The organism is Kineosporiaceae bacterium, assembly GCA_016713225.1.
Taxonomy (GTDB): Bacteria; Actinomycetota; Actinomycetes; order Actinomycetales; family Kineosporiaceae; genus JADJPO01.
The window spans coordinates 470763-492999 of record JADJPO010000004.1; the positions used below are offsets into that span (position 1 = coordinate 470763).

24 protein-coding genes are annotated in these 22237 nt (G+C 71.1%); 15 read left to right on the forward strand and 9 right to left on the reverse strand.

Going from position 1 to position 22237, the window contains the following annotated elements; genetic code table 11:
* The first annotated feature begins 148 nt into the window (after window positions 1-148).
* Window positions 149-1084 carry an LCP family protein gene (locus IPK24_18590; GenBank protein MBK8077519.1) on the forward strand — a complete coding sequence of 312 codons (936 nt, stop codon included), beginning with the start codon at window positions 149-151 and terminating at the stop codon, window positions 1082-1084.
* A gap of 10 nt (window positions 1085-1094) precedes the next feature.
* Here IPK24_18590 and purE read toward each other — a convergent pair whose 3' ends face one another.
* Complete coding sequence (purE, locus tag IPK24_18595; protein ID MBK8077520.1) at window positions 1095-1664, reverse strand: 5-(carboxyamino)imidazole ribonucleotide mutase; 570 nt, start codon at window positions 1662-1664, stop codon at window positions 1095-1097.
* On the reverse strand, window positions 1661-2839 hold the full coding sequence (locus IPK24_18600; GenBank protein MBK8077521.1) for a 5-(carboxyamino)imidazole ribonucleotide synthase: 1179 nt from the start codon (window positions 2837-2839) through the stop codon (window positions 1661-1663). The genes purE and IPK24_18600 overlap by 4 nt, the downstream gene beginning before the upstream one ends.
* Window positions 2840-2979: 140 nt before the next feature.
* On the opposite strand from IPK24_18600, the gene IPK24_18605 reads away from it, so the two are divergent.
* From IPK24_18605 to IPK24_18620, 4 genes are all read left to right on the forward strand, one after another.
* Entirely contained in the window at window positions 2980-3474 is a 495-nt protein-coding gene (locus IPK24_18605; protein MBK8077522.1) for a GtrA family protein, read from the forward strand.
* 160 nt (window positions 3475-3634) lie between these two features.
* On the forward strand, window positions 3635-4330 hold the full coding sequence (locus IPK24_18610; GenBank protein ID MBK8077523.1) for an RNA polymerase sigma factor: 696 nt from the start codon (window positions 3635-3637) through the stop codon (window positions 4328-4330).
* Window positions 4311-4562 carry a hypothetical protein gene (locus IPK24_18615; protein MBK8077524.1) on the forward strand — a complete coding sequence of 84 codons (252 nt, stop codon included), beginning with the start codon at window positions 4311-4313 and terminating at the stop codon, window positions 4560-4562. The genes IPK24_18610 and IPK24_18615 overlap by 20 nt, the downstream gene beginning before the upstream one ends.
* Window positions 4534-5061, forward strand: coding sequence for an anti-sigma factor (locus tag IPK24_18620; protein MBK8077525.1), 528 nt, complete (start codon window positions 4534-4536; stop codon window positions 5059-5061). Before IPK24_18615 ends, IPK24_18620 begins: the two co-directional genes overlap by 29 nt.
* Before the next feature lie 22 nt (window positions 5062-5083).
* On the opposite strand, the gene IPK24_18625 is transcribed toward IPK24_18620, so the two are convergent.
* From IPK24_18625 to IPK24_18635, 3 genes are read right to left on the reverse strand one after another with little or no spacing between them, the layout of a single operon-like run.
* Entirely contained in the window at window positions 5084-5884 is an 801-nt protein-coding gene (locus tag IPK24_18625) for an enoyl-CoA hydratase/isomerase family protein (GenBank protein MBK8077526.1), read from the reverse strand.
* A 51-nt stretch (window positions 5885-5935) separates the two neighbouring features.
* Entirely contained in the window at window positions 5936-6955 is a 1020-nt protein-coding gene (locus IPK24_18630; protein MBK8077527.1) for an adenylate/guanylate cyclase domain-containing protein, read from the reverse strand.
* Between the two features lie 10 nt (window positions 6956-6965).
* Window positions 6966-7592: a PH domain-containing protein gene (locus IPK24_18635; protein ID MBK8077528.1), complete on the reverse strand. Its 627-nt coding sequence runs from the start codon at window positions 7590-7592 to the stop codon at window positions 6966-6968.
* A 226-nt stretch (window positions 7593-7818) separates the two neighbouring features.
* Here IPK24_18635 and IPK24_18640 point away from each other — a divergent pair, with 226 nt between their 5' ends.
* The gene (locus IPK24_18640; GenBank protein ID MBK8077529.1) at window positions 7819-8658 is read left to right on the forward strand and encodes a hypothetical protein; all 840 of its coding nucleotides are present in this window, start codon (window positions 7819-7821) and stop codon (window positions 8656-8658) included.
* Between the two features lie 87 nt (window positions 8659-8745).
* Here the strand turns inward: IPK24_18640 and IPK24_18645 are convergent, their stop codons facing one another.
* The gene (locus IPK24_18645) at window positions 8746-9564 is read right to left on the reverse strand and encodes a biotin--[acetyl-CoA-carboxylase] ligase (GenBank protein MBK8077530.1); all 819 of its coding nucleotides are present in this window, start codon (window positions 9562-9564) and stop codon (window positions 8746-8748) included.
* A 201-nt stretch (window positions 9565-9765) separates the two neighbouring features.
* On the opposite strand from IPK24_18645, the gene IPK24_18650 reads away from it, so the two are divergent.
* The 3 genes from IPK24_18650 to IPK24_18660 all read left to right on the forward strand — a co-directional run bounded on the left by IPK24_18650 (window position 9766) and on the right by IPK24_18660 (window position 12150).
* On the forward strand, window positions 9766-11409 hold the full coding sequence (locus IPK24_18650) for an acyl-CoA carboxylase subunit beta (GenBank protein ID MBK8077531.1): 1644 nt from the start codon (window positions 9766-9768) through the stop codon (window positions 11407-11409).
* A gap of 39 nt (window positions 11410-11448) precedes the next feature.
* Entirely contained in the window at window positions 11449-11691 is a 243-nt protein-coding gene (locus IPK24_18655) for an acyl-CoA carboxylase subunit epsilon (protein MBK8077532.1), read from the forward strand.
* Window positions 11692-11838: 147 nt separating this feature from the next.
* Window positions 11839-12150, forward strand: a complete 312-nt coding sequence (locus IPK24_18660) for a hypothetical protein (GenBank protein ID MBK8077533.1) — start codon at window positions 11839-11841, stop codon at window positions 12148-12150.
* Between the two features lie 9 nt (window positions 12151-12159).
* Here the strand turns inward: IPK24_18660 and IPK24_18665 are convergent, their stop codons facing one another.
* On the reverse strand, window positions 12160-13188 hold the full coding sequence (locus IPK24_18665) for a hypothetical protein (protein ID MBK8077534.1): 1029 nt from the start codon (window positions 13186-13188) through the stop codon (window positions 12160-12162).
* A gap of 111 nt (window positions 13189-13299) precedes the next feature.
* Here IPK24_18665 and IPK24_18670 point away from each other — a divergent pair, with 111 nt between their 5' ends.
* The 4 genes from IPK24_18670 to IPK24_18685 all read left to right on the forward strand — a co-directional run bounded on the left by IPK24_18670 (window position 13300) and on the right by IPK24_18685 (window position 17805).
* Entirely contained in the window at window positions 13300-13968 is a 669-nt protein-coding gene (locus IPK24_18670) for a hypothetical protein (protein MBK8077535.1), read from the forward strand.
* A 72-nt stretch (window positions 13969-14040) separates the two neighbouring features.
* A complete protein-coding gene (locus IPK24_18675; GenBank protein MBK8077536.1) occupies window positions 14041-15192 on the forward strand; it encodes a Gfo/Idh/MocA family oxidoreductase in 1152 nt (383 codons plus the stop codon).
* Window positions 15193-15236: 44 nt separating this feature from the next.
* On the forward strand, window positions 15237-15866 hold the full coding sequence (locus IPK24_18680; protein ID MBK8077537.1) for a copper resistance protein CopC: 630 nt from the start codon (window positions 15237-15239) through the stop codon (window positions 15864-15866).
* Between the two features lie 82 nt (window positions 15867-15948).
* Window positions 15949-17805: a VCBS repeat-containing protein gene (locus IPK24_18685; protein MBK8077538.1), complete on the forward strand. Its 1857-nt coding sequence runs from the start codon at window positions 15949-15951 to the stop codon at window positions 17803-17805.
* A 75-nt stretch (window positions 17806-17880) separates the two neighbouring features.
* Here IPK24_18685 and mprF read toward each other — a convergent pair whose 3' ends face one another.
* Window positions 17881-20538 (reverse strand): bifunctional lysylphosphatidylglycerol flippase/synthetase MprF, encoded by a 2658-nt coding sequence (gene mprF, locus IPK24_18690; protein ID MBK8077539.1) that lies wholly within the window; start codon window positions 20536-20538, stop codon window positions 17881-17883.
* Between the two features lie 134 nt (window positions 20539-20672).
* Here mprF and IPK24_18695 point away from each other — a divergent pair, with 134 nt between their 5' ends.
* Both IPK24_18695 and IPK24_18700 read left to right on the forward strand, forming a co-directional pair.
* Complete coding sequence (locus IPK24_18695) at window positions 20673-21023, forward strand: helix-turn-helix transcriptional regulator (protein ID MBK8077540.1); 351 nt, start codon at window positions 20673-20675, stop codon at window positions 21021-21023.
* Window positions 21020-21658 carry a hypothetical protein gene (locus IPK24_18700; protein MBK8077541.1) on the forward strand — a complete coding sequence of 213 codons (639 nt, stop codon included), beginning with the start codon at window positions 21020-21022 and terminating at the stop codon, window positions 21656-21658. Before IPK24_18695 ends, IPK24_18700 begins: the two co-directional genes overlap by 4 nt.
* A gap of 30 nt (window positions 21659-21688) precedes the next feature.
* Here IPK24_18700 and IPK24_18705 read toward each other — a convergent pair whose 3' ends face one another.
* Window positions 21689-22234: an NUDIX domain-containing protein gene (locus tag IPK24_18705; protein ID MBK8077542.1), complete on the reverse strand. Its 546-nt coding sequence runs from the start codon at window positions 22232-22234 to the stop codon at window positions 21689-21691.
* Window positions 22235-22237: the final 3 nt, after the last annotated feature.

Here is a 22237-nt window from a genome sequence, read left to right on the forward strand (position 1 = left end):
GCAGAACCCCGGGTACCCGGGAGCCTCCGGCACGGGTCCGGGGCCGCAGACCCGGATCGACCCCACCTCACCGCGCGACAGCGCGCCGTCCGGGTTCGGTCTGCCCGACAAGGGACGAGGCCGCTGGCGGCTGCACCCCTGGCGCTGGCTGATCGCGATCCTGGTGATCTACCCGCTCCTGCTGGCCGCGTTGGCCTGGACCGGCCTGACCCGGATCGACGCGATGCCCGCGAGTGATCGGCCGGCCGACACCCCCGGCACCACCTTCCTGGTGATCGGCAGCGACAGCCGCCAGGACCTCTCGCGCGACGAACGGGCCCGCCTCGGCACCGGGCAGGCCACCGGCATCCGCACCGACACGATGATGCTCCTGCACCTGGCCACCGACGGCAGCGCCGTGCTGGTCAGCATCCCCCGCGACTCGTACGTGCCGATCCCCGGCCACGGCAAGGACAAGATCAACGCCGCCTATTCCTACGGTGGCCCGAAACTCACGGTCCGCACCGTCGAGCAGGCCACCGGGCTGCGGATCGACGACTTCGTGATGACCGGCCTGGGGTCGTTCGCCAACGTGGTGGATGCCGTCGGCGGCGTGCGGATCTGCCCCAAGACCGCGCTGAAGGACGCCAAGGCCCACATCGACGTGCCCAAGGGCTGCCAGACGATGGACGGGCCGACTGCCCTGGGCTATGCCCGCGCCCGATACTCCGACCCCCGCGGTGACCTCGGCCGGGTCGAGCGGCAACGCGAGGTGCTGGCCGCGATCGCGAGCAAGACCCTGTCGCCGTCCGTGCTGGCCGTTCCCTGGCGGGCGGCCCCGGCCGCGCGCGCCGGTGGTAAGGCGCTCACGGTGGACGAGGGCACCACCCCCTGGGGGCTGGCGAAGTTCGTGCTCGGGATGCGGCGGGTCTCGGGCGGCGATGGTGTGCGGATGACGGTGCCGATCGCCGACCCGGACCTGTCGACCCCGTCGGGCTCGGCCGTGAAATGGGACAGCGCCCAGGCCAACCGGCTGTTCCGGGCGATCACGGCGAACGACCTGACCACGATCCGCTCGATCGCGGCGGCCCAGCAGAAGTCCTGACCGATGACGCTCAGGCGTCCGAGCGCTCCACCCCGAAGCCGAGCGTGGTGCCACCACGGCGGCCTCGCAGGCGGTCGCCCTTGGTGATGGCCTCGCGACGCAGACCGTCCGCGAAGTCCAACAGTCCTTCGCGCAGCCGCTCGGCGTCCTCGCCCTCACCGGCGGCCAGGATCCGCAGGGCGAGCAAGCCGGCATTGCGCGCGCCACCGATCGACACCGTCGCCACGGGCACCCCGGCCGGCATCTGCACGATCGAGAGCAGCGAGTCCATGCCGTCGAGGTAGCGCAACGGCACCGGGACGCCGATCACCGGCAGCGGGGTGACCGCGGCGAGCATCCCTGGCAGGTGCGCCGCCCCGCCGGCCCCGGCGATGATCACGCGCAGCCCCCGGCCGTGGGCCTGGGTGCCGTAATCGATCATGTGATGGGGCATCCGGTGGGCCGAGACCACGTCCGCCTCGTAGGGCACCGCGAAATCATCCAGAATCTGGGCGGCGGCCTCCATCACCGGCCAATCCGAGTCCGACCCCATCACCAGTCCGACCACGGGGTCGTTGCGTTCGCTCGTTCGGATGCTCATTCGTCGATGACCCCTCGGATGAAGTCGGCAGCGTGCCGGGCCCGGGCGAGTGCGTCGTCCAGGCCGTGCGGATCGTCGGTGCAGACCGTGACGTGACCGATCTTGCGCCCCGGCCGTACCCCCTTGCCGTACAGGTGCACCTTGACACCCGGATCCCGGGCCATCACGTGCAGGTACGAGCGGTACAGGTCGGGATGGTCGCCGCCGAGCACGTTGACCATCACGGTCCAGGCGGCGCGGGCACGCGGGTCACCGAGCGGCAGATCGAGGACGGCGCGCAGATGCTGTTCGAACTGACTGGTGACGGCTCCGTCGATGCTCCAGTGCCCGCTGTTGTGGGGGCGCATGGCCAGCTCGTTGACCAGCACGCGCGACGGCGCTCCGTCGAGGCCGGGCACCTCGAACAGCTCCACGGCCAGCACCCCGACCACGCCCAACTCGCCGGCGATCCGCAACGCGATGGCGGTCGCCTCGACGGCCAGGCCGTCGTCCAGGTCGGGGGCGGGCGCGATCACCTCGCGGCACACGCCGTCCAGCTGCGTGGTGGCGACCACCGGCCAGGCCGCGGCCTGCCCGCTGGGGCTGCGGGCCACGACGGCGGCCAGCTCACGCCGGAAGTCGACCGCCTCCTCGGCGAGCAACGGCACGCCGGCCGCGCGGGCGGGAGCGAGCAGGCCGACCGCGTCGTCCAGTGAGGTCACCAGGTGGACGCCCTTGCCGTCGTACCCGCCGCGGGTGGTCTTGAGCACCACGGGCCAGCCGACCCCGTCGACACCCTCGCCGCCATCGACACCATCGGCGAAGGCCGCCAGTTCGTCCGGCGTGCTGACCAGCGCCCAGCGCGGCATGGGCACGTCGAGGGTGGCCAGCCGCGCGCGCATCAGGGCCTTGTCCTGGGCGTGCACCAACGCATCAGGCCCGGGCCGGACGGCGTGACCGGCGTCCTCGAGCTCGTGCAACAGGTCGGTGGGCACATGTTCGTGGTCGAAGGTCAGCACGTGGACGCCGCGCGCGAAGGCACGGACCGCGGCGGCGTCGAGGTGACTACCGATCGAGGTCGCCGGCACCACCTGGGCTGCGCTGTCGTCGGCGTTCTCGGCCAACACGGCGAGCCGGACGCCGAGTGCGACGGCCGCCGGGGCGCTCATCCGCGCGAGCTGGCCGCCACCGACCATGCCCACGGTGGGGAAACCACCCGGCGCCAGGACAGGTTCGCAGGTCGCGCGGGGGGAACTCACGCGGTAAGGGTAGCCAGTGACGCACCGGGTAGCCTTCTGGTGTGGTGGATGGCCCGATCGCCCGACTGCGCGGTCTGATGAACGTGGTGTACCGCGAGGCGATCAAGTTCGGCGCGGTGGGCGCCATCGCGTTCGTGGTCGATGTCGGCCTGTTCAACCTGCTCACCACCACGCTGTGGCCGGGGTCGGGCGAACCGCCTTTGGACGGCCATGAGAAGATCGCGAAGATCGTCTCCGCGGGCACGGCCACGATGTGGGCCTGGCTGGGCAACCGGTACTGGACATTTCGGCATCGCCGCCAAGCGACCCCGCTGCGCGAACTGGTGCTGTTCGTGATGATGAACCTCATCGGCCTGGTGATCTCGGTCGGCTGCCTGGCGATCTCCCACGACCTGTTCGGCTTCACCTCGCCCCTGGCGGACAACATCTCGGGCAACCTGATCGGCATCGGCCTGGGCACGCTGTTCCGGTTCTGGGCCTACCGACGGTTCGTGTTCAACGAGTTCCTCGATCATGCCCCGGACACCGCGACGTCGGCGGCTGCGAGCCCCGCACGCATCGCCGCCGACTGACCCCTGCCGACGACCTCTCCCACCGACGTCATCTCTCTGCACCTCTCTGCACCTCTCTGGATCTCGCTGGATCTCGCTGCATCCATCGAGCGCCCTGCGTCGGAACTATCCAGCGACGCCAGTGACCGCAGTTCGAACGAGGAGAGGGACGCACGATGCCATGTGCCTCAGGGCCGTCGTGAGCGGGGACCCCGACGGGGACTCCAACCGTGACTCCGTCGCCGCGCGGGTCCGGCCGCATCTGGTTAGGGTGCCCCGGGTGGGGCATGATCAGGCAACCGGTGCGGACGCCGACCGCGCCCAGCTGGCGGCCCGGTTCGCAGCCGGCGACACCGCGGCCCTGGCCGAGGTCTATCACCAGTGGGCGTCACTGGTGTTGGCCATCGCGCGACGCTCGCTCGGCCACCAGCAGGACGCCGAGGACATCACCCAACAGGTCTTCGTCTCGGCCTGGCGCAGCCGTCACACGCTGCGCCCGGACGCGGGGGCCTTCCCCGCGTGGCTGGTCGCCATCACCCGGCGGCGCATCGCCGACGAACTGGCCCGCCGCTCGCGCGAACACCGGCGGGTTCAGGCCGCGGCAACCGCCGACGCCGTGACCCATGGCCGGGGATCCTCGGGGCCCGCGGCAGTGGACGGCATCGTGGACCGGCTGGTGCTCGAACACGAGGTGGACCTGATGGGTGAACCACGCCGCACCATCCTGACGCTGGCCTACGTGGCAGACCAGACGCACGAACAGATTGCCGCCACACTCGAACTGCCGCTCGGCACCGTCAAGAGTCACCTGCGCCGCGGGCTGCTCCACTTGCGTGATGCCCTGAAGGAGGCCACCGATGACGCATCCCTCCGATGACGTCCTGGTCGGTCTGGTGATCGGCGAGACGGTCCCTCGCGAGGTGGCCGAACACCTGGCCGGCTGCCCGCGCTGCCAGCAGACCGTGACCGAGGTGCGCCGGGTGGAGTCCGTGCTGGGCGAGCCCCGCCAGACCACCGCCTGGCCCCAGCCCTCGGCCCAGGTGTGGCAACGGATCGCTGCAGAGATCAGCGCGCCGATCAGTGACCCGGCAGACGACCCCGGCCCGTGAGCCGGTCGGTGAGCCGGTCCGTGAGGCGAGGCCCGTCGTCCGGCTCGACACCCGTCGCCGGTTCGGCTACGCGGTGGCGGCGGCCGCCGCCGCCCTGGTCTTCGGCATCGGCATCGGCCGATGGGTGCTGCCCGAGGCCCCGTCGGCGCCGGTCACCGCCGTCCCGGCCGGGCCGACCGTGCAACTCACCACCCTCACCGACGCCACCCCGATCGGGACGGCGCAGCTGGTGCGGACGCCGGACGGTCGTCCCGAGGTGCACGTGAGCACCCAGCCGTTCGCGCGCGGAGCGGGATTCGTCGAGGTCTGGCTGATCAACACCGATGGCCGGCGCATGATCTCGATCGGCGTGCTCGGCTCGGCGCAGGACGGCACCTTCGAGGTGCCGGACGGCGCGCTGGACGCCGGTTACCGGGTGGTCGACATCTCCCGCGAGGCCTTCGATGCCCTGCCGGAGCATTCCGGTGACAGCGTCATGCGGGGCACCTTGCCGGCCTAGGGCTCACGCCGCCGGATCGCTCTCAGTCGACGCCGGGCCAGTTCGGCGAGCGCTTCTCGACGAATGCGGCGACCCCCTCGGCCCGGTCGGCCGAGAATGCGGTGGCGCGCCACGCGCCGTCCTCGATCTCGAGCCCGGAGGCCAGGTCGACATCGAAACCCGTGCGCAGCGCGCGCTTGGCATTGCGTACCCCGACCGGAGAGTTGCCCGCGATCGTGGAGGCCAGCTCGATCGCGACGTCACGCGCCGTCCCGGCAGCCACCACGCGGTCCACCGCACCCAGCGCCATGGCCTGCTCGGCATCGATCCGGCGCGCCGTGAAGATCAGATCGCTGGCCCGGGACAGGCCCACCCGGCGTGAGAGCAGTTGGGTGCCGCCGAGCCCCGGCACGACGCCCACCGACACCTCCGGCAGGGCGAGCACCGCCGTGGTGTCCACCACGATCAGGTCGCACCACAGGGCGAGCTCGAACCCGCCGCCCATCGCATACCCCGCGACGGCTGCGACGGCCGGCACCGGTAACGCCCGCCAGGCCGCGGTCATGGCGCGGTAGACCACCCGCTGTGCGCGCAGATCGGCATCGGTGAAGGTGTTGCGCTCCTTCAGATCGGCCCCGACGCAGAACGCCCGGGGCCGGCTGGACGAGAGCACCACGGCCCGGACGGCGCCACTCTCGGCCTCGGTGGCCAGGTCACGCAACGTATCGCGCAGCTGGGCGGCGAACGTCGTCGACAGCGCATTCAGCGCTTCGGGCCGATCGAGCACCAGTTCGGCCACATGACGGTGTTCCCCGTGCCGGCTCAACCTCACCTGACCGCTCATGACGGCGAGCCTAGCGACGCCCGATTCGTGCCGCGGCGTTCACCTCGGCCATCAGTCGATGTCGATCAGCTGCTCGGTCGGCCCGGCCCGGGTGACCAACAGCGGCTGCAACGGCCCGAACCCCCGCACCTGACGGCGTCGTTGCGGCACCAGCACCAGCCCCTCGTGCCGGGCCAGCATGGCCGCGGTGTGCGGATCGGTGACCACGGTTCCCGGCTCGGCCAGCGCCGTGAGACGGCTGGCCAGGTTCACCGTCGACCCGTACACATCTCCCAGACTGCGCAGCACCAGTCCGTGGGCGATGCCCACCCGCACCTCGGGAACCACCTCGTCGTTCGCGAGCCGTTCGGACAGCGACAACCCGATCACGGCCGCCGACAGCGGATCGTCGGCGGTGAACAGCACCTCGTCGCCCACGGTCTTGATCACCCGGCCGCCGCCGGCGGTGACCACGTCCGAGGCCATGCCCTCGAATCGCTGCACCAGGATGCCCAGTTCACGTTGGCTCAGCCGCTGCGAGAGCCGGGTGTAGCTGACCAGGTCGGCGAAGCCGACGGTCAGCTTGCCCGAGGCCGCCTCCTCACCCGGCGGTGGGTGCTCGAGCCGAGCCACCGCCGCGGCGAGCTTGCGTCGCCAGGCGTAGACCAGCAGCACCTCGAGATCCTCGACGATGCCGGACAGGTGAGCCACCGCCCCGCTCGGGCTGCCGCTGGCACAGTCGGGGTGCGGGCAGCGCCCGAGGTGCTCCATCAGGGCCTCGATCTGCCAGCTGACCAACCGATCGGTGGTCTGCCCGAGCGCCCGCGCGAAGGCGATCGTGGTCTCTTCGTCGAGCAGTTCGTCGCGCACCATCGACACCGTGCGCTCGAGTGCCTCGGCGTCCGCGTCGGTGAAGGCGATCTCCTCGTCGTCCACCGAGGCGAATCCCAGGGCACGCCAGAGCTTGCGGGCGCTCAGCAGCGAGACCCCGACGCTGCGGGCGACCTCGCGGCGCCGCCACTTGCGCTCGCCACCGATCAGGACGTGTTCGAGATCCGCGAGAGTGGCGGGGACGTTCTCGGGCTCGCTCACCAGCACTCGTTCACGTCAGACCTCGTCGACGTCGGCCCCGGAGCACCTTCGTCGCGTTATCAGGGCCGGAATCGGCATCGGGATCGGCGTCGGGATCGGCGTCGTCATCGAACTCGTCGTACTCATCGACAACGCTGTCGTCACCGACGCCTCGCACCTCGTCCGACAACCGGTAGAGGGTGCGCTGCACCTGCTCGACCCGGGGGATGTCGTCCAGCACCAGCTGCCCGATCTCGCCGGCGGACTCGACCACCAGGGTGCCGCAGCCGAGCACCCGCTCCACCACGTTGTGCGAGAACTTCACGTCGTTCAGCCGGCTCAGCGGCATGTCGTGGCCGGTGCGGTTGAACACGCCCTCGCGCAGCACCAGGCGGCGATCGGTGATCGCGTAGATGGTGTTCCACCAGGTCAGGAAGGGCCAGAGGGTCCAATGGCCGACCACGACCAGCCCCACCGCAGCCACCGCCAGGCGCATCCAGGGCTGGGCGGAACCGTCGGGCACGAGCCCGGCGAGGTACGCCGTCACCGGTGCGGTGATCAGCAGCACCAGCACCGGAGCGACCAGCACCTTGGCATGGGGCCGCAGCACGAGCACCAGGCGCTCGCCCGGTGCGAGCAGTTTCAGAGGGAACCCCACACTGCCAGGATGCCTCCTCGCGTGCCCCGGGTCACGCCCGACGGGCCAGTCCACGCCGATGGATCACCGTCCCCGCGACGAACGGCCGAACCGCCCCGCCGACCTGCACGGGCTCACCGGTCTGGCGCACCGACCCGCCGAGGGCGCACGATCGTGCCCGAGTCGTGCCCGAGTCGTGCACGCACACCTGAGAGGTCCGGTGAACCCGGTGAACGCTGTGAACGCCGTGAACCCTGCGAACCCTGCGAACACAGCCACGGTTCGGCCCCCGTATGCCGACGTGGTCGACCTCGACCGCTACCCGATCCACGACCTCGGCTCGCCGCCGGGCCGCACGTTGCTCGCCCGCTGCCGCGCCGAGTTGGAGGCCGACGGGGTGTGCTCGCTGCCCGGTTTCGTCCGCGATGACGCCGTCGCGGAGATGATCGAGCTGGCCCAGGAGCTGGCCGACGTCGCCTGGGCTTCGCAGTCGCGGCACACGGTCTACTTCGACCCGCCGGACGCCACGGTGCCCGACGACGACCCTCGTGCCCGCCTGGTCCGCTCGGCCAAGCACGGTCTGGCCTACGACCAGCTACCGGCCGAGGCCCCGATCCGCCGGCTCTACGAGAACGATGACCTCACCCACTTCATCGCCGCCGTGCTGGGCAAGGACATCTTCTACCGCAGCGCCGATCCGTTGGACGCGGTGCAGGTGACGACCATGTCCGAGGGTGAGGAACTCGGCTGGCACTTCGACCGCAGTGAGTTCTCGGTGACGGTGATGTACCAGCAGGCCGAGCAGGGCGGTGATTTCGACTACTGCCCGGGGCTGCGCAGCGCGACCGACGAGAACTACGCCGACGTCCGGGCCGCACTGGACGACGACCCGTCGCGGCGGGTGCGCCTGGCGAGCTCGCCCGGCGCCCTGGCGATCTTCCGCGGGCACCACGCGCTGCACCGGGTGACTCCGGTGGCCGGATCACGGCCCAGGATCAACTCCGTGCTCACCTACGGCGAGGTGCCCGACATGCGCCTCAACGACCTCACGTCGATGATCTTCTACGGCCGCACCTCACCCCGCTGAGGCGCAGCGCACCCCCGTGATCATGCAATCCGTGCACGAAACGTGCACGGATTGCATGATCACGGGGCCGGGTGGCGCTGCCCGAGGTCAGCGCAGGTGGACCACGTCGCCGGCGGCGAACGGCAGCTCGCCGGCGCCGGTCGCCACCACCAGCCGGCCGTCGTCGTCCACCTCTCGAGCCGTGCCGTGGACGACGTCGCGGCCCGGCAGGTGCACCTCGACCTCGCGCCCCAACGTCGAGCAGGCCTCGCGATACGCCGCCCCGATGCCGCTGCGCCGCGGGTCACCGGCCGCCTCGACGAAGGCCCGGTACCGGACGGCGAGCGCTCGCAGATAGGCGCGCAGCACGGTGTCGCGATCGGTGACCGCCGACCCGGCCAGGCGCAGCGAGGTGGCGGTCGGCACCGGCAGCTCGTCCGCCGTCTGCGTGACGTTGATGCCCGCGCCGAGGATCACCGCCGGCCCGATGCCGGGTATCGACGATGGCACGACCTCGGCCAGCACCCCACACAGTTTGCGTTCGGCGGCCCCGGACGCCGCCGCCTGCGGCAGCCCGTCGATCGGCACCAGCACATCGTTGGGCCACTTCAACCGGGCCGGCAGGCCACAGCGGTTGCGCACCGCGTCGACCACGGCCAGGCCCCCGAGCAACGGCAACCAGCCCAGCCGCTCGGGCGGCACGCCGTCCGGACGCACCAGCACCGAGACGGCGATCGCGGCGCGTGGCGGCGTCGTCCAGGCTCGGGCGAGGCGTCCTCGGCCGGCGTTCTGCTGGTCGGCGACCAGCACCAGTCCCTCCGCCTCACCCGCCGCGGCCCGCCGGGCCAGGTCGGCGTTGGTCGAGCCGGTCTCGGCGACCACCTCGATCGCCCGCCACGCGCCGTCCCCACCGTCTCCGCCGGTCATGGTCGCGCCGGTGAGCGCCGCGGCGAGGGCGGCTTCGCGCAACGGGGGACGGTCGAGGTCGGTGAACGGGCCGGGCGGTGGCGACGGCCGGGACGGCGGGGGCTGACTCACCCGAGCGACGCTACCGCCGGGGCGTGTCGTTGTGACCAGCGCCGCTTCCCCGGACCTGTCGTGACGACGGGCGCGCAATACGCTGCGGGAATGAGCGCACAACCGGCAGAAGTTCACGTCCGTGGTGCCGGCGGTACCGAGGTGCCCGACAACATCAACATCCACACCACGGCGGGCAAGCTCGAGGATCTGCAGCGGCGCATCGACGCCGCGGTGCACGCAGGCTCCTCCGCTGCGGTCGAGAAGCGGCACGCCCAGGGCAAGAAGACCGCCCGCGAGCGCATCGAGGCCCTGCTCGACCCGGACTCGTTCATCGAGCTCGACCAGCTGGCGCGCCACCGCAGCCGCAACTTCAACCTGCACGAGAACCGGCCTTACGGCGATGGCGTGGTCACCGGCCACGGCACCATCGACGGCCGCCAGGTGTGCGTGTTCGCGCAGGACTTCACGGTCTTCGGCGGCAGCCTCGGCGAGGTCTTCGGCGAGAAGATCGTCAAGGTGATGGACCTGGCGATGAAGATCGGCTGCCCGGTGATCGGCATCAACGACTCCGGCGGCGCCCGCATTCAAGAGGGCGTGGTCTCGCTCGGCCTGTACGGCGAGATCTTCCTGCGCAACGTGCACGCCAGCGGCGTCATCCCGCAGATCTCGCTGATCATGGGCCCGTGCGCGGGTGGCGCGGTCTACTCCCCCGCGATCACCGACTTCACCGTGATGGTCGACCAGACCTCGCACATGTTCATCACCGGACCCGACGTGATCAAGACGGTCACCGGCGAAGAGGTCGGCTTCGAGGAACTGGGCGGCGCCCGCACCCACAACACCCGCTCGGGCAACGCCCACTACATGGGCGCCGACGAGGACGACGCGCTCGAGTACGTCCGGGCACTGTTGAGCTACCTGCCGAGCAACAACCTGTCCGAGTCGGCGGTGTTCGACGGCTTCGACCTCGACGAGACGATCGGTGAGTCCGACCTCGAACTCGACCGGCTGATCCCGGACTCGCCGAACCAGCCCTACGACATGCACAGGGTGATCGAGCACGTCCTGGACGACGGGGAGTTCCTCGAGGTGCAGGCGCTGTTCGCGCCCAACATGATCATCGGCTTCGGCCGGGTCGAGGGCCGCTCGGTGGGCATCGTGGCCAACCAGCCGATGCAGTTCGCCGGCATCCTCGACATCGATGCGTCCGAGAAGGCCGCCCGGTTCGTGCGCACCTGCGACGCCTTCAACATCCCGGTGGTCACCTTCGTCGACGTCCCGGGCTTCCTGCCGGGTACCGACCAGGAGTGGAACGGCATCATCCGCCGCGGCGCCAAGCTGATCTACGCCTACGCCGAGGCCACGGTGCCCAAGGTCACGATCATCACGCGCAAGGCCTACGGCGGCGCCTACGACGTCATGGGGTCCAAGCACCTCGGCGCGGATGTGAACCTGGCCTGGCCGAGCGCGCAGATCGCCGTCATGGGCGCCCAGGGCGCGGTCAACATCCTCTACCGCGGCGATCTGAAGAAGGTGGCCGAGACCGGTGGCGACGTGGACGCCGCGCGGCGTCAGCTGGTCACCGAGTACGAGGACACACTGGCGAACCCGTACATCGCCGCCGAACGCGGATACGTCGACGCCGTGGTGGCGCCGTCCCGCACCCGGGTCGAGATCGCGCGCTGGCTGCGGTCGCTGCGCACCAAGCGCGAGGCGTTGCCGCCCAAGAAGCACGGCAACATCCCGCTGTGAGCGTGTGAGGGCGATGAGGTCGCGATGAACACCCAGAAACTGTCGGACGACGGCACGCCCCGCCCCGTGCTCAAAGTGATCCGCGGGGACGCCACTGCGGAGGAGATCGCCGTCATCCTCGCCCTCGTCGCCGCCCGCGGCGGGGGCGGCGACGAGGCCCGGACGGAACCCGTGTCGGTCTGGACCGCCGCCCACTCCCACCGCCAGATGCAGGCGGCCCAAGGTGGCCGCCCCAACGGCGCCGGAGCCCTCAGCTGGCGCACCTCCTACTGGCCCCGCTGACCCACCAAACCGGCTCATGCTCCCCAGGTGACGGCTCATGCTCCGCAGGCGACGCTCGACAGCGTTGTCATCAGAAGTTCGACCGCCACCCGCGGAGCATGAGCCGGTTTGACGGGCGATCTGCAGTGACGTGCCGATAATGATCTGGTGACGGACGCCGGGACACCGATCGACCCACTGCTCACCGGGGACGACGTCAACCAACGGCTGGCCGCGCTGCAGGCCGAGCTGGACCGACTGCAAGGCGATCCCAGCGTGTTCGCGCGGGCGTTCCACACCCGCGTCGCCCAGCAGGCGCGTGCCGCGCTGCTCGACCTCCAGGCCCGGCTCGCCGAACTGGCGACCCTGGATCTGACGCCAGAGACCAGCGCGCAGTCCGCCTGCATCTCAACGGTTCTCGATGATCAGCCCTGGTCGACTCACGGCACGAGGGGACGACGGGAGATCCTGGACGTGTGACCAGACCGGTCAGCCGAGCAGGGCGCCGATCTCGGGTGAGGAGTAGAACGGCTCGAGCTGCGCCCGTAGCAACCGCTCGAGATCGCCGGACGCGCGCAACGCCTCGATGACCTTGGGGGCGAGGCGAAGCAGATCCTCGACGACATCCTCACGGGTCAGCTCGAACTCTTCCAGCAGCTCCGTGGGCGAATATCGTCCGAAACGGTCGAAGAAGCCATGGATGACCACCTCGGCGAGGTGCGCTGCCGGCTCGGATCCCAGCGTCCCGATCGCCAGGTCGTAGAGGGCGTCGGCCACGTCGCTGATCTGCTCCGGACTCACCCGGTCGCTCCGTGGCACCTGTTCCTGGGCGAGCAGGCCCCAGGCCTGCAGGGCCGCCGCGCGCGTGGTGGGATCGCGCAACGTCTCGATGACGATCCGGTTCAGCCGGCGCACCGCGAACGCGCCGCCCTTGTCCACGGTGTCCCCGAGCAGGCCCTCGAGCTGCCGGTCCGCCGCACCCATCACCCGAGAGGCCGCACTGGTGCCGAGCGACATGAGCGAGCCCAGCCCCGGCACCTTGCCGGCCACCGCCTTGTTGGCCTGCAGCACCTCGCCCACGATGCGGGTCATGAAACGCGAGGCCATGGTTCCCACCAGGGGCACTTCGGCCAAGCGTTCCCCGAGCCGCTCCAGCACCGGGTGCAGGCCAACAACGCTGTCGAACAGGGCCTCGACCCGTTCGCGGTCGACGAACTCCCCGAGCGTGTACTCCCCGGTGGGGCCGTCGTGCAGCACCGTGGCCACGAGGTCGACCACGCCGCCGACTGCGGCACTGGCCGGCACGGTGCCCAGGGCTCGCACCACGATCGCCGTGACCGTCGCGCGGTCGACCAGGTCCTCGATCCGGTGACGGCCGCCAGCCGAGAGCAGGTCATCGGCGAGCCCCACCACGGTCGAGACCAGGCGATCCCCGGTCAGCCGTTCGAGGTGGTGGGCCACCTGGGCGTCGAGCAACTGCCCTGCCAGGGCCTCTGCTCGCGACGGGGACTGGGGCACGTGGTCACGGTACGCGACCACTCAGAGGCCGGATCACGGATCTTCACGCTCAGAGCCCTCCGTTAGGACCCGGACCTTGACACCAGCATCGGGCTGGGTTTGGGTCGCAGCATGCGTCGTGCAGCGTCGATCCTCGGGGCCGCGCTCGCTGTTGGCATCGTGGTCGGCGGAGCTGGACTGCTCCGCCGCGACGGCGGCACGCCGGTGTCCTCGTCCTCGCCATCGCCCTCGTCCCCGCAGCCGCCCTGGTCCCCGCAGCCGCCCTCGTCAGGAGCGACCCCGGTCCCCGATGCGGCCGAGTCATCCCCGGTGTCAGCTCCGACGTCGGCCCGGAGACCGTCACCTGCTCCCTCCCGCGCCGGCCCGCTGGCTGCCTTCCTCGGCACGTACCGCTGGGAGGAGCAGCCCGAGGTGGACGGCGCCACACCGTGGCGGCGACATGAACTGTTCCTGACCACCCTGTCCGCGGACGGGCGCAACGCCATCGGCTCGCTGGTCACCGAGGGGCACGACCGCGGCGAGGTCTGGCCGGTGATCGCCCGATCGACCGGCCCGAATCGGGTCGAGGTCGTGTTCGACACCACTCATCCGACGGCGGGCCCGATGCCCCACACGCCCTACCGAAACGGCGATCGACTGTTCACTCTCAGCGGGTCGCACGGTTCGCCGACCACGAGTCTGGACGCGCTGGCCACCCTGCACCGTCACCCGGCCACGGGTCGCTACTTCACCCCGATCGGCCCCGGTGACCTCACCGGCGCGACGCCGTCCGGCTCCTGAACACCCCGGGATGCACCTGCCAGGGGCATGATCGCTCGCCGCCGAAAGCTGCGCGAACTATGGTCGTCGACCATGACGGCTGAACCGACGAACCTCGCCATCGGCATGATCGGCACCAAGTTCATGGGCCGTGCCCACGCCAACGCCTGGTCCCAGGTGACCCGGTTCTTCGATCCCGCTCTCACCCCGGTGATGCACACCGTGGCCGGACGCGACGCCGCCGCCACCACCGACTTCGCCGCCCGCTGGGGCTGGCAGCACGCCACCACGGACGTCACGGCGCTGATCACCGACCCGGCGATCGAGCTGGTCGACATCTGCACCCCGAACCACGTCCACGCCGAGGCCGCCATCGGCGCCCTGGAGGCGCGCAAACACGTGGCCTGCGAGAAGCCCCTCGCCCACACCCTCACCGATGCCGCAGCGATGACCGCCGCCGCCCACCGCGCCGCGGCACACGGCGTCCGGACCTTCGTCTGGTTCAGCTACCGCCGGGTGCCGGCGATCGCGCTCGCCCGGGCACTGGTCCGTCAGGGCCGCCTCGGCGCGATCCGCCACGTCCGGGCGATCTACTTGCAGCAGTGGGGCATCGGCGCGGACGACGTGTGGCGCTTCGATGCCACCGTCGCCGGCTCGGGGGCGCTCGGGGACATCGCGGCGCACATCGTGGACGCCGTCCAGTTCGTCACCGGCGAGAAGGTGCAGCGCATCGCCGGCTCGCTGATGCGCACGTATGTACCCAGCCACTCCGTGGACGACGCGGTGCTCTTCCTCGGCGAACTGGACGGCGGCGCCACCGCCTCGTTCGAGGCGACCCGATTCGCGACCGGTCACCACAACGCCCACGGATTCGAGATCCACGGCGAGCACGGAGCGCTGCGGTTCCGGTTCGACCAGATGGGACGCCTCGACGTCTACGACGCCACCACCGAGCGCGCCGTCCGGGGCTGGACCACCATCGAGGTGTGCGACGGCGAGGCCGGTCACCCCTGGGTCGGCGCCTGGTGGCCGCCCGGCCATCCGATCGGCTACGAGCACACGTTCACCCACCAGGCGGCCGACATCCTCGAGGCGCTCGCCGGCCGCCCGGACGCGGCGCTGGTCGCCCCCATGCCCGACTTCGCCGCGGCACTGCAGGTGCAGACCGTGCTCGAGGCCGCCGCAACCTCCGCGGACCGGCGCGCCGCCGTCGAGGTGGCCGAGATCGCCGCCACGGTGAGCTGACGACCGCATGCCGCAGCCGCGCGGCACCTGCCAGGATGGATCCCATGTTCGCTGTCCCCTCGCACCCGCCTGTTGGCTCGTGGACCCGGCTCGGCAGGGTCGTCGCCGTCCTCGTCGTGACCCTGAGCGCACTGCTCGGGTGGGGACTGGCCAGCGCACAGGCCCACTCCGGCGTCCGCTCCATCGAGCCGGCGGACGGATCGGTCCTCAGCGTTCCCCCACCCGAGATCAAGATGACCTTCACCGAGAACGTGCTGAAGGGCACGGCTCAGCTGCGCCTGACCGGCCCCGCCGGTGCCACCGCCCTGACCGTGACCACGAACGGTCCGGTGATCAGCTCGCCCATGCCGGACGGCGCGACCAGCGGTGAGTACACCGTGTTGTGGCGGGTGACCAGCGCCGACGGCCACCCCATCTCGGGCAAGTTCGGCTTCACCGTGATCGGCCAGAACGTGGCCGCCTCCACTCCGGCCGCAGCCTCCGCAACCCCCTCCGTGGTGGCCCCCTCGCCGGCAGCGTCATCCGTGCCCGCGGCGACGACACAGCCCGCGCCGGTCGAGTCCGCGGTCGGCGGCAACTCCACCACGAAGATCATCGTTTCGGTGGCCGCCGTGCTGGCGATGATGGCCGGGATCGGCGCCATGGTGGCCCGCAGTCGACGCTCACAGCCCTGAGCCACGCCCAGCAGCACACCTGGTCGAAGCCTTGACGCCGCGATAACCGAGGCACGACGCACCGGCGACTACCGTTCCCCGCGTGATCTTCGCACGGCACAGCCGCACCCCGAACGGTCGACCCGATGCCCTCCCCCGTGCCCGGCACCGAGCCGCCGTGATCTGCCTGTCGACGCTGACCCTCACCCTCACGGCCGCCTGTGGCGGGTCGCCCGATCCGGCCGCCGCGCCGGAGGTCTCGCCGTCCACCGCGGCCCTGGCCCTGGCTGCTGCCGCACCCTCCACCTCGGGCAGCGCACTCGTGGCGTCCGGCTCGCCCGCCACGGGCTCGGGGAGTGCGGGCGCGGCACTCACCCGCGCCGCCGCGGTGAAGGCCCCGGTGTTCGTGCGACGGATCGACCCGGGCCAGACCGGCTGGTTCTCCTCCCCCGCCCTCGTCGACCTCACCGGCGACAAGAAGCTCGAGATCGTCGCCCCGTTCTATTCGACCTACGTCTACTCCGCGGCCGGCAAGCGGCTGGCCACCGGCACCGCGACCCAGGGCCGCAGCTACGCGCCGTCCGTGGTGGCCGACCTCGACCGCGACGGCGTGCGCGAGATCGTGGTCGGCGGCAACGGCAGTGTGGGCGCCTACGAGTGGCGCTCCGGCAAGCTGATCGTGAAGAAGGGCTGGCCCGCGTCGGTGGCCAGCGGCGGCCAGACCCCGGAGGTGCGCGGCCTGGCCGCAGCCGATCTGGACGGCAACGGCAGCATCGAGGTGGTGGCCACCACGACCAACACCTCCAGCACCGGTGCGCAGGTGTTCGTCTTCAGTGCCACCGGCCGGCTCTACCAACCCGCCGGCGGTCACAAGCCGGCCTGGCCGCGCTACAACACGTTGCGCGGCAGCGGAAACGACGCCGACTTCAACGGCTACGGCAATCACGGCTACGGCGCCTACGGCCTCAACGTGGGCATCGGTCAACTGGACGACGACAAGCAGCTCGAGATCGTCGTCACCTACGACAACCACCAGATCAACCTGTTCAACCACGACGGCACCTCGGTGCTGGCCTCGACCTGGTACACCAACCGCCAGAGCGGGTTTGCCGGCAAGCGGCTCGGCTGGGGGCAGTTCATCCGCTGGCTCTCGCCCACTGTCGAGGATCGGCACCAGCACGCCCACAGCGGTGACTGGCCGAACGTGCAGACCACCGGCTGGCTGCAGTGGACCGCCTCACCGCCCTCGGTGGGCGATCTGGACGGCGACGGCAGGGCCGAGGTGATCGGCATCCCCAACGTCGAGAAGAAGGAACCCTACGAAACCCAGGCCCACGCCGTCATGGTGCTGGACGGTGCCCAGGGCAAGGGCGTGCGATCCGGGCGGCGGCACAAGGGGTTCGAGACGTTGCCGCTGACCGGCAAGCCGATCGTGCGCAAGGACGGCGACTGGTACCCGCCCAGCGGCATCCCGGCACCGACGCTGGTCGACCTGACCGGCGACCGCAAGCCGGAGATCGTCTTCCCGGGTGCCGACGGCTACGTGTACGCCATCAGTTCGACCGGAAAGCGGTTGTGGCGCTATGGATATGCGCCCGGCAAGGCCCGCACGTTCGCCTCCGAGGTGGTCGCCGCGGACCTGAACAAGGACGGCCTGCCCGAGCTGGTGTTCGGCGTCTACGGCCTGGCCGCCAACAGTGGCCGGCTCGTCGTGCTGTCACCGAAGGGCGCGAAGATCAGTGACCAACGCCTGCCGAAGCAGGCCGCCGACGGCAACGGCATCGGCGTGGCGGCGGCGCCGTCCATCGCCGACCTGGACGGCAACGGCACGCTCGAGATCGTGACCACCTCGATCGATCACGGCCTGGACGTGTTCACCGTGCCCGGCTCGAAGGCCGGCACATCCCCGTGGCCCACCGGACGCGGCTCCCTGCTGCGCTCCGGTACCGCCCAGCGCTGAGTTCCTCGGGCACAAGGTGGCGAGTTTGGCACCGTCTGCGTGCCCTAACCCTCCACCTAGTCCGCGGAGGATGCCTCAGCGAGCCACCACACCGCGCAGACCGCCACCGACGAGCCGCGCGACGTCCAGCATCATCGACGGCAGCGCCGGCCCACCGGGCGAGGCGACGTAGCGGGCCTGCCACTGCGGGTGGAAGCGCTCCTTGAACTGGCGCAGCCCCTGGAAGTTGTAGAAGTGCTCGCCGTGGCTGAACAGGAAGTGGCCGATCCGGTCCCAGTAGGTCGCCGCGGCCGGCGAATCGGCGGTTTCACCCGGGTCGCCATCGCTGGGCTCGGGCCGCAACCCGGACAGCGGCGCCATGCCGATGCTGAACGAGGCGAATCCCTGCTCGTGCGCCCAGGTCATCGCCGCCACGAACAGGTGACTCATCACGCAGCGCGGCGCGTCGGGCAGCCGGCGCATCAGGTCGACCTTGATCTCGTGCCGAGCGCCACTGGCCCACAGCGACGCGAACGCGACCACCTGGCCGTCCTGCCAGGCCACCGCGATCGGGAACCGGGCCAGGTACTCCTCGTCGAAGGCACCGAGCGAGAACGACTTCTCGCGCGCGTTGCGTTGCTCGAGCCAGATGTCGGAGACCACCCGTAGCTGCGCCAGCACCTCGGGCACCCGCTCGGGATCGACGAGCTCGACACTCACCCCGACCCGTTCGCTGGAGCGCACCTCCGAACGCAACTTCGCCCGGTTCTTGCCCTGCATGGTGAAGGTCGTCAGGTCGATGACCGCCTCCTCCCCCAGCTTCGACAGCGTGAGCCCGTGCCGCCGGTAGAGCTCGGCCGTCTCCTCGTGCACGCAGTAGAAGACCGGCCGCCCCAGGCTGCGGTCGCACAGGTCGAGGAACGACCAGAGCAGCTCGTCGAACTCGGCCTCGTCCCCGACCGGGTCGCCCATCACCACCCAGCTGCGACGACGCACCTGGTACATCAGCAGCGCTCCGCCGCCGGGCGAGAAGTGGACCCGCTTGTCACCGGTCCACAGCAGCGAGGCGTCGCTGGTCCGGGCCTGGGCCAGAATCGGTTCGGCGAGAACGAGTTCAGCGGCCGTCGCGGTGGCATGAGCCGGGCGGGCGACGGTCTGCAGCCGGGTTCCGGCGACCACGAGCCCCAGCACGCCGGCCGACAGTCCGAGCCGAACGGTGACGGGGGTGCCGTGGCCGACCGAGGCCTCCAGCCAGGTACGTCCGCCGACGGCCCGCGAGCCGACCCACAGGTCGTGCCACCACACCAGCAGTGAGCACACCCCTGCCACGGTCAGCGACCAGACCCAGCCCCGGGGGTCCGACAGGACCGACGTGGTGCGCTGGAACGCCCCGCGCGCCAACACCAGCAAGGTGATCAGCAGCAGCGACACCACTGCCGGCACGGGTGTCGCACTGAGCAGGGCTGCGGTCAGGACCACCACCAGGACGCCGAGCGTGGCGACCAGGGCGCCGCGCAGCCGGCGGTGCAGACCCCGGGCGAGCAACATCAGGCCGACCCCGGCCAGGCTGGCGGTGAACGCCGTGAGCTCGGAGGGGTTGGCGTACCCGGGCACCTGCCCGGTGATCACCAGCCCTGCGCCGAGTACCGCGACGGCCAGGCCCAGCACGGACGGTGTGAGCACGCCGACCCGGGCCAGCACGCCGTCCGTGGTGGCCGTGGTGCGCCGCGACTCCAGCACCGCCAGCAGCACGGCGGCCAGGGTGAGCGGCAGCAGGAAGTAGATGATCCGGTAGGCCACGAGAGCCGTGACGAGCGCGGACGGCGCCACCGCCCCGCCCAGCCCGATGAGCAGGACGGCCTCGAACACTCCGAGCCCGCCCGGCACGTTGCTGACCAGACCGGCGACGGTGGCGACCACGAACACGGTGGCGAAGGTCGGAAAGCCCAGCCCGCCGCCCGGCAACAACACGAACAGCACCGCAGCCATCGAGAGCCACTCGAGCGTCGAGAGCACGATCTGGGCGAGCGCGAGGCGGCGCGAGGGCCGGTCGATGCGCCAGTCCCGCAGGGTGAGCGCCCGTTTGCCGGCGCCGCACCAGAGCAGATAGCCGGCGATCGCCGTCACCAGGGCCACGGTCAGGCCGAGCATCACCGAGGGCGGTAGGTGAACAGCCGGGCCGATCCGATCGGGGGTGTGCGCCATGCCGACCGCGGCCAGCACCCCGCACCCCAGGGACAGGGTGATCAGGTTGAACACCGCGATCCGCGTGATCGCGAAGGCGGGCACGCCCCAGGCCGAGTACACCCGGGCCCGCAGGGCCGCCCCGACGACGGCGGAGGCGCCCAGGGTGTTACCGAAGGCCGTGGCCACGAACGAGGCGGCGGCGAAGCGGCGATAAGGCAGGCGGTGTTCGACGTAGCGCAGCGCGAGGGCGTCGTAGCCGGTCATCGCCAGGTACGACACACAGGTGGCCAGGATGGACGCCAGCACCGGGCCGGTACCGATCTCGGCGATCGACGGCCCCAGCCGAGACCAGGGGTACCCCCGCAACTGCCCGTGCAACACCCCGACAGCCCAGGCGAGGACGCCGAGCACCACCAGCGGTGCCGCGCCCCGAACCGCCAGGAACCGCAGCAGCCGCAGCGGACGCTCCCGGACCCGCCGGCGGACTCGGGCCGAGAGCCGTGCTCCGCCCTGGGCAGGCTCGGCCTCCACCGTCGGCTCGGGGTGGATGTCTGGGTGCGTGGTCATGACGAGCAAGGGATCGGCGCGCCGAGGCGTGGGCTTGACCCCGGCCGCCCGACGTCCCTCGGGACGTCCTGGCAGGACGTCCCAGCTGGGACGTTTTATATCGCTGTTCGACATAGTTGTCGTACACTCGGCCCATGGCGATGCCGGCATCCCAGGCGGCAATCCTGGTGACCCTCGTGGACCGTGAGGCCCACGGCTACGCGATCATGCAAGCGGTCCAGGCTTCCGGCGAGACCATGGGTCCGGCCACGCTCTACACCGCGATCGGCCGCCTGCTCGACCTGAAGCTGGTCGAGGAGGTCGACGACCGCCCCGCCCCCGAGCTCGACGACAGCCGCCGGCGCTACTACCGGATCACCCCGCGCGGCCGGGCCGAACTGGTGGTCGAACTCGACCGGCTGCACGCCGTCCTCGAACGGGCCGCAAACGCCGGGATCGACCGACGTGCCTGGCGGCCGAGCGGCCCCACCCTGGGCACGACGTGAGCCCCGGACGCCGGCCCCGCGGCTCAGGCTGGTACCGCGCCGCGCTGAAGCTGGCCCCGCGCGCCCACCGCGAACGATTCGGCGAGCAGACCGCCCAGTTGTACGACGACCTGGTGCGCACCGGCACCCCGCCCCGGCGACTGTGGGCCGAGCTGCCGCGTGACCTGCTCCGCACCCATCTAGAGACGCCCCGGCCGAGCCGTGCGGTGTTGGCGACGGTTACCGGCCCCGACGCGGCCCCCGAGATCACTGGACGACGCCGCGTGGCGCAGCGCACCCTGGTCGTGACCGCGGCGGCCACACAAGCCCTCTGGCTCGCGGCGCACCTGGTCGGTGGGTACTGCTGGAGCCGGGCCATGGTGGCCGCCACCGACCTGTTCGGACGGGTGCCCACCGACGATGACTGGATGACCTACCCCTATCGCACCGGCCCGGATCCGTCGATCGAACTGTGGTCGGCGCGGGCCGATGCCCTGCTGCCCTGGCTGCTGCCGACCTTCCCGGTGGCACTGTTCCTGGCAGGCTGGCTCTCCCTCGGCCGCCGCCGGTCAGGGCTCTGGATGACCGGCTGGGCGATCACCTGGGTGGTGGGCATGTGGCTGTGGCGCGGTTACGGGGCGTTCGCGGCCTCGTGAGCGGTGGCTCGTCCGGGCGAGTTGCCCGGCTCAGCCCCGACCGATCAGCCACTCCAGCACCGCGATCTCCCGCGGGATCCAGGGGTTGGTGGCCACCAACTCGGCGGCGATCACCCGGTTGGCCACCAGCGCCGACTGCGGAGTGACCCACCGCGACACCAGGCCGAGCTCACGCTCGTAGGCCTCCAGCCGCACCGGGTGCCGGTCCTCGGCGACGCGGCACGCCAGATAGCGGTGGGTGGCCTCGAAGATGTCGGCCTCCGCCGGGAAGATCGACCGCCGGCGCTGCACGACGGTACCCAGGTGCTCGCCCACCTCCAGCAGCTCGGCACCGAGTTCCTCACGCAGTTCGCGGCGGAGCGCGTCGTCCAGACTCTCGCCGTCCTCGATACCGCCACCCGGGAAGCCGTAGTCGCCCACGACGGTCGAGTGGGCCATCAGCAGCAGACCGTCCCGTTCGATCACCGCCCGGACGGCGCCGCGCTGGAGGACGCGCGGGGTCGGCAACGCCTCGACCTCGTCGAGGCCTTCGCCCCGCAACACCAGGTGGAGATGATCGGGCGCAGCAGTGATCATGCC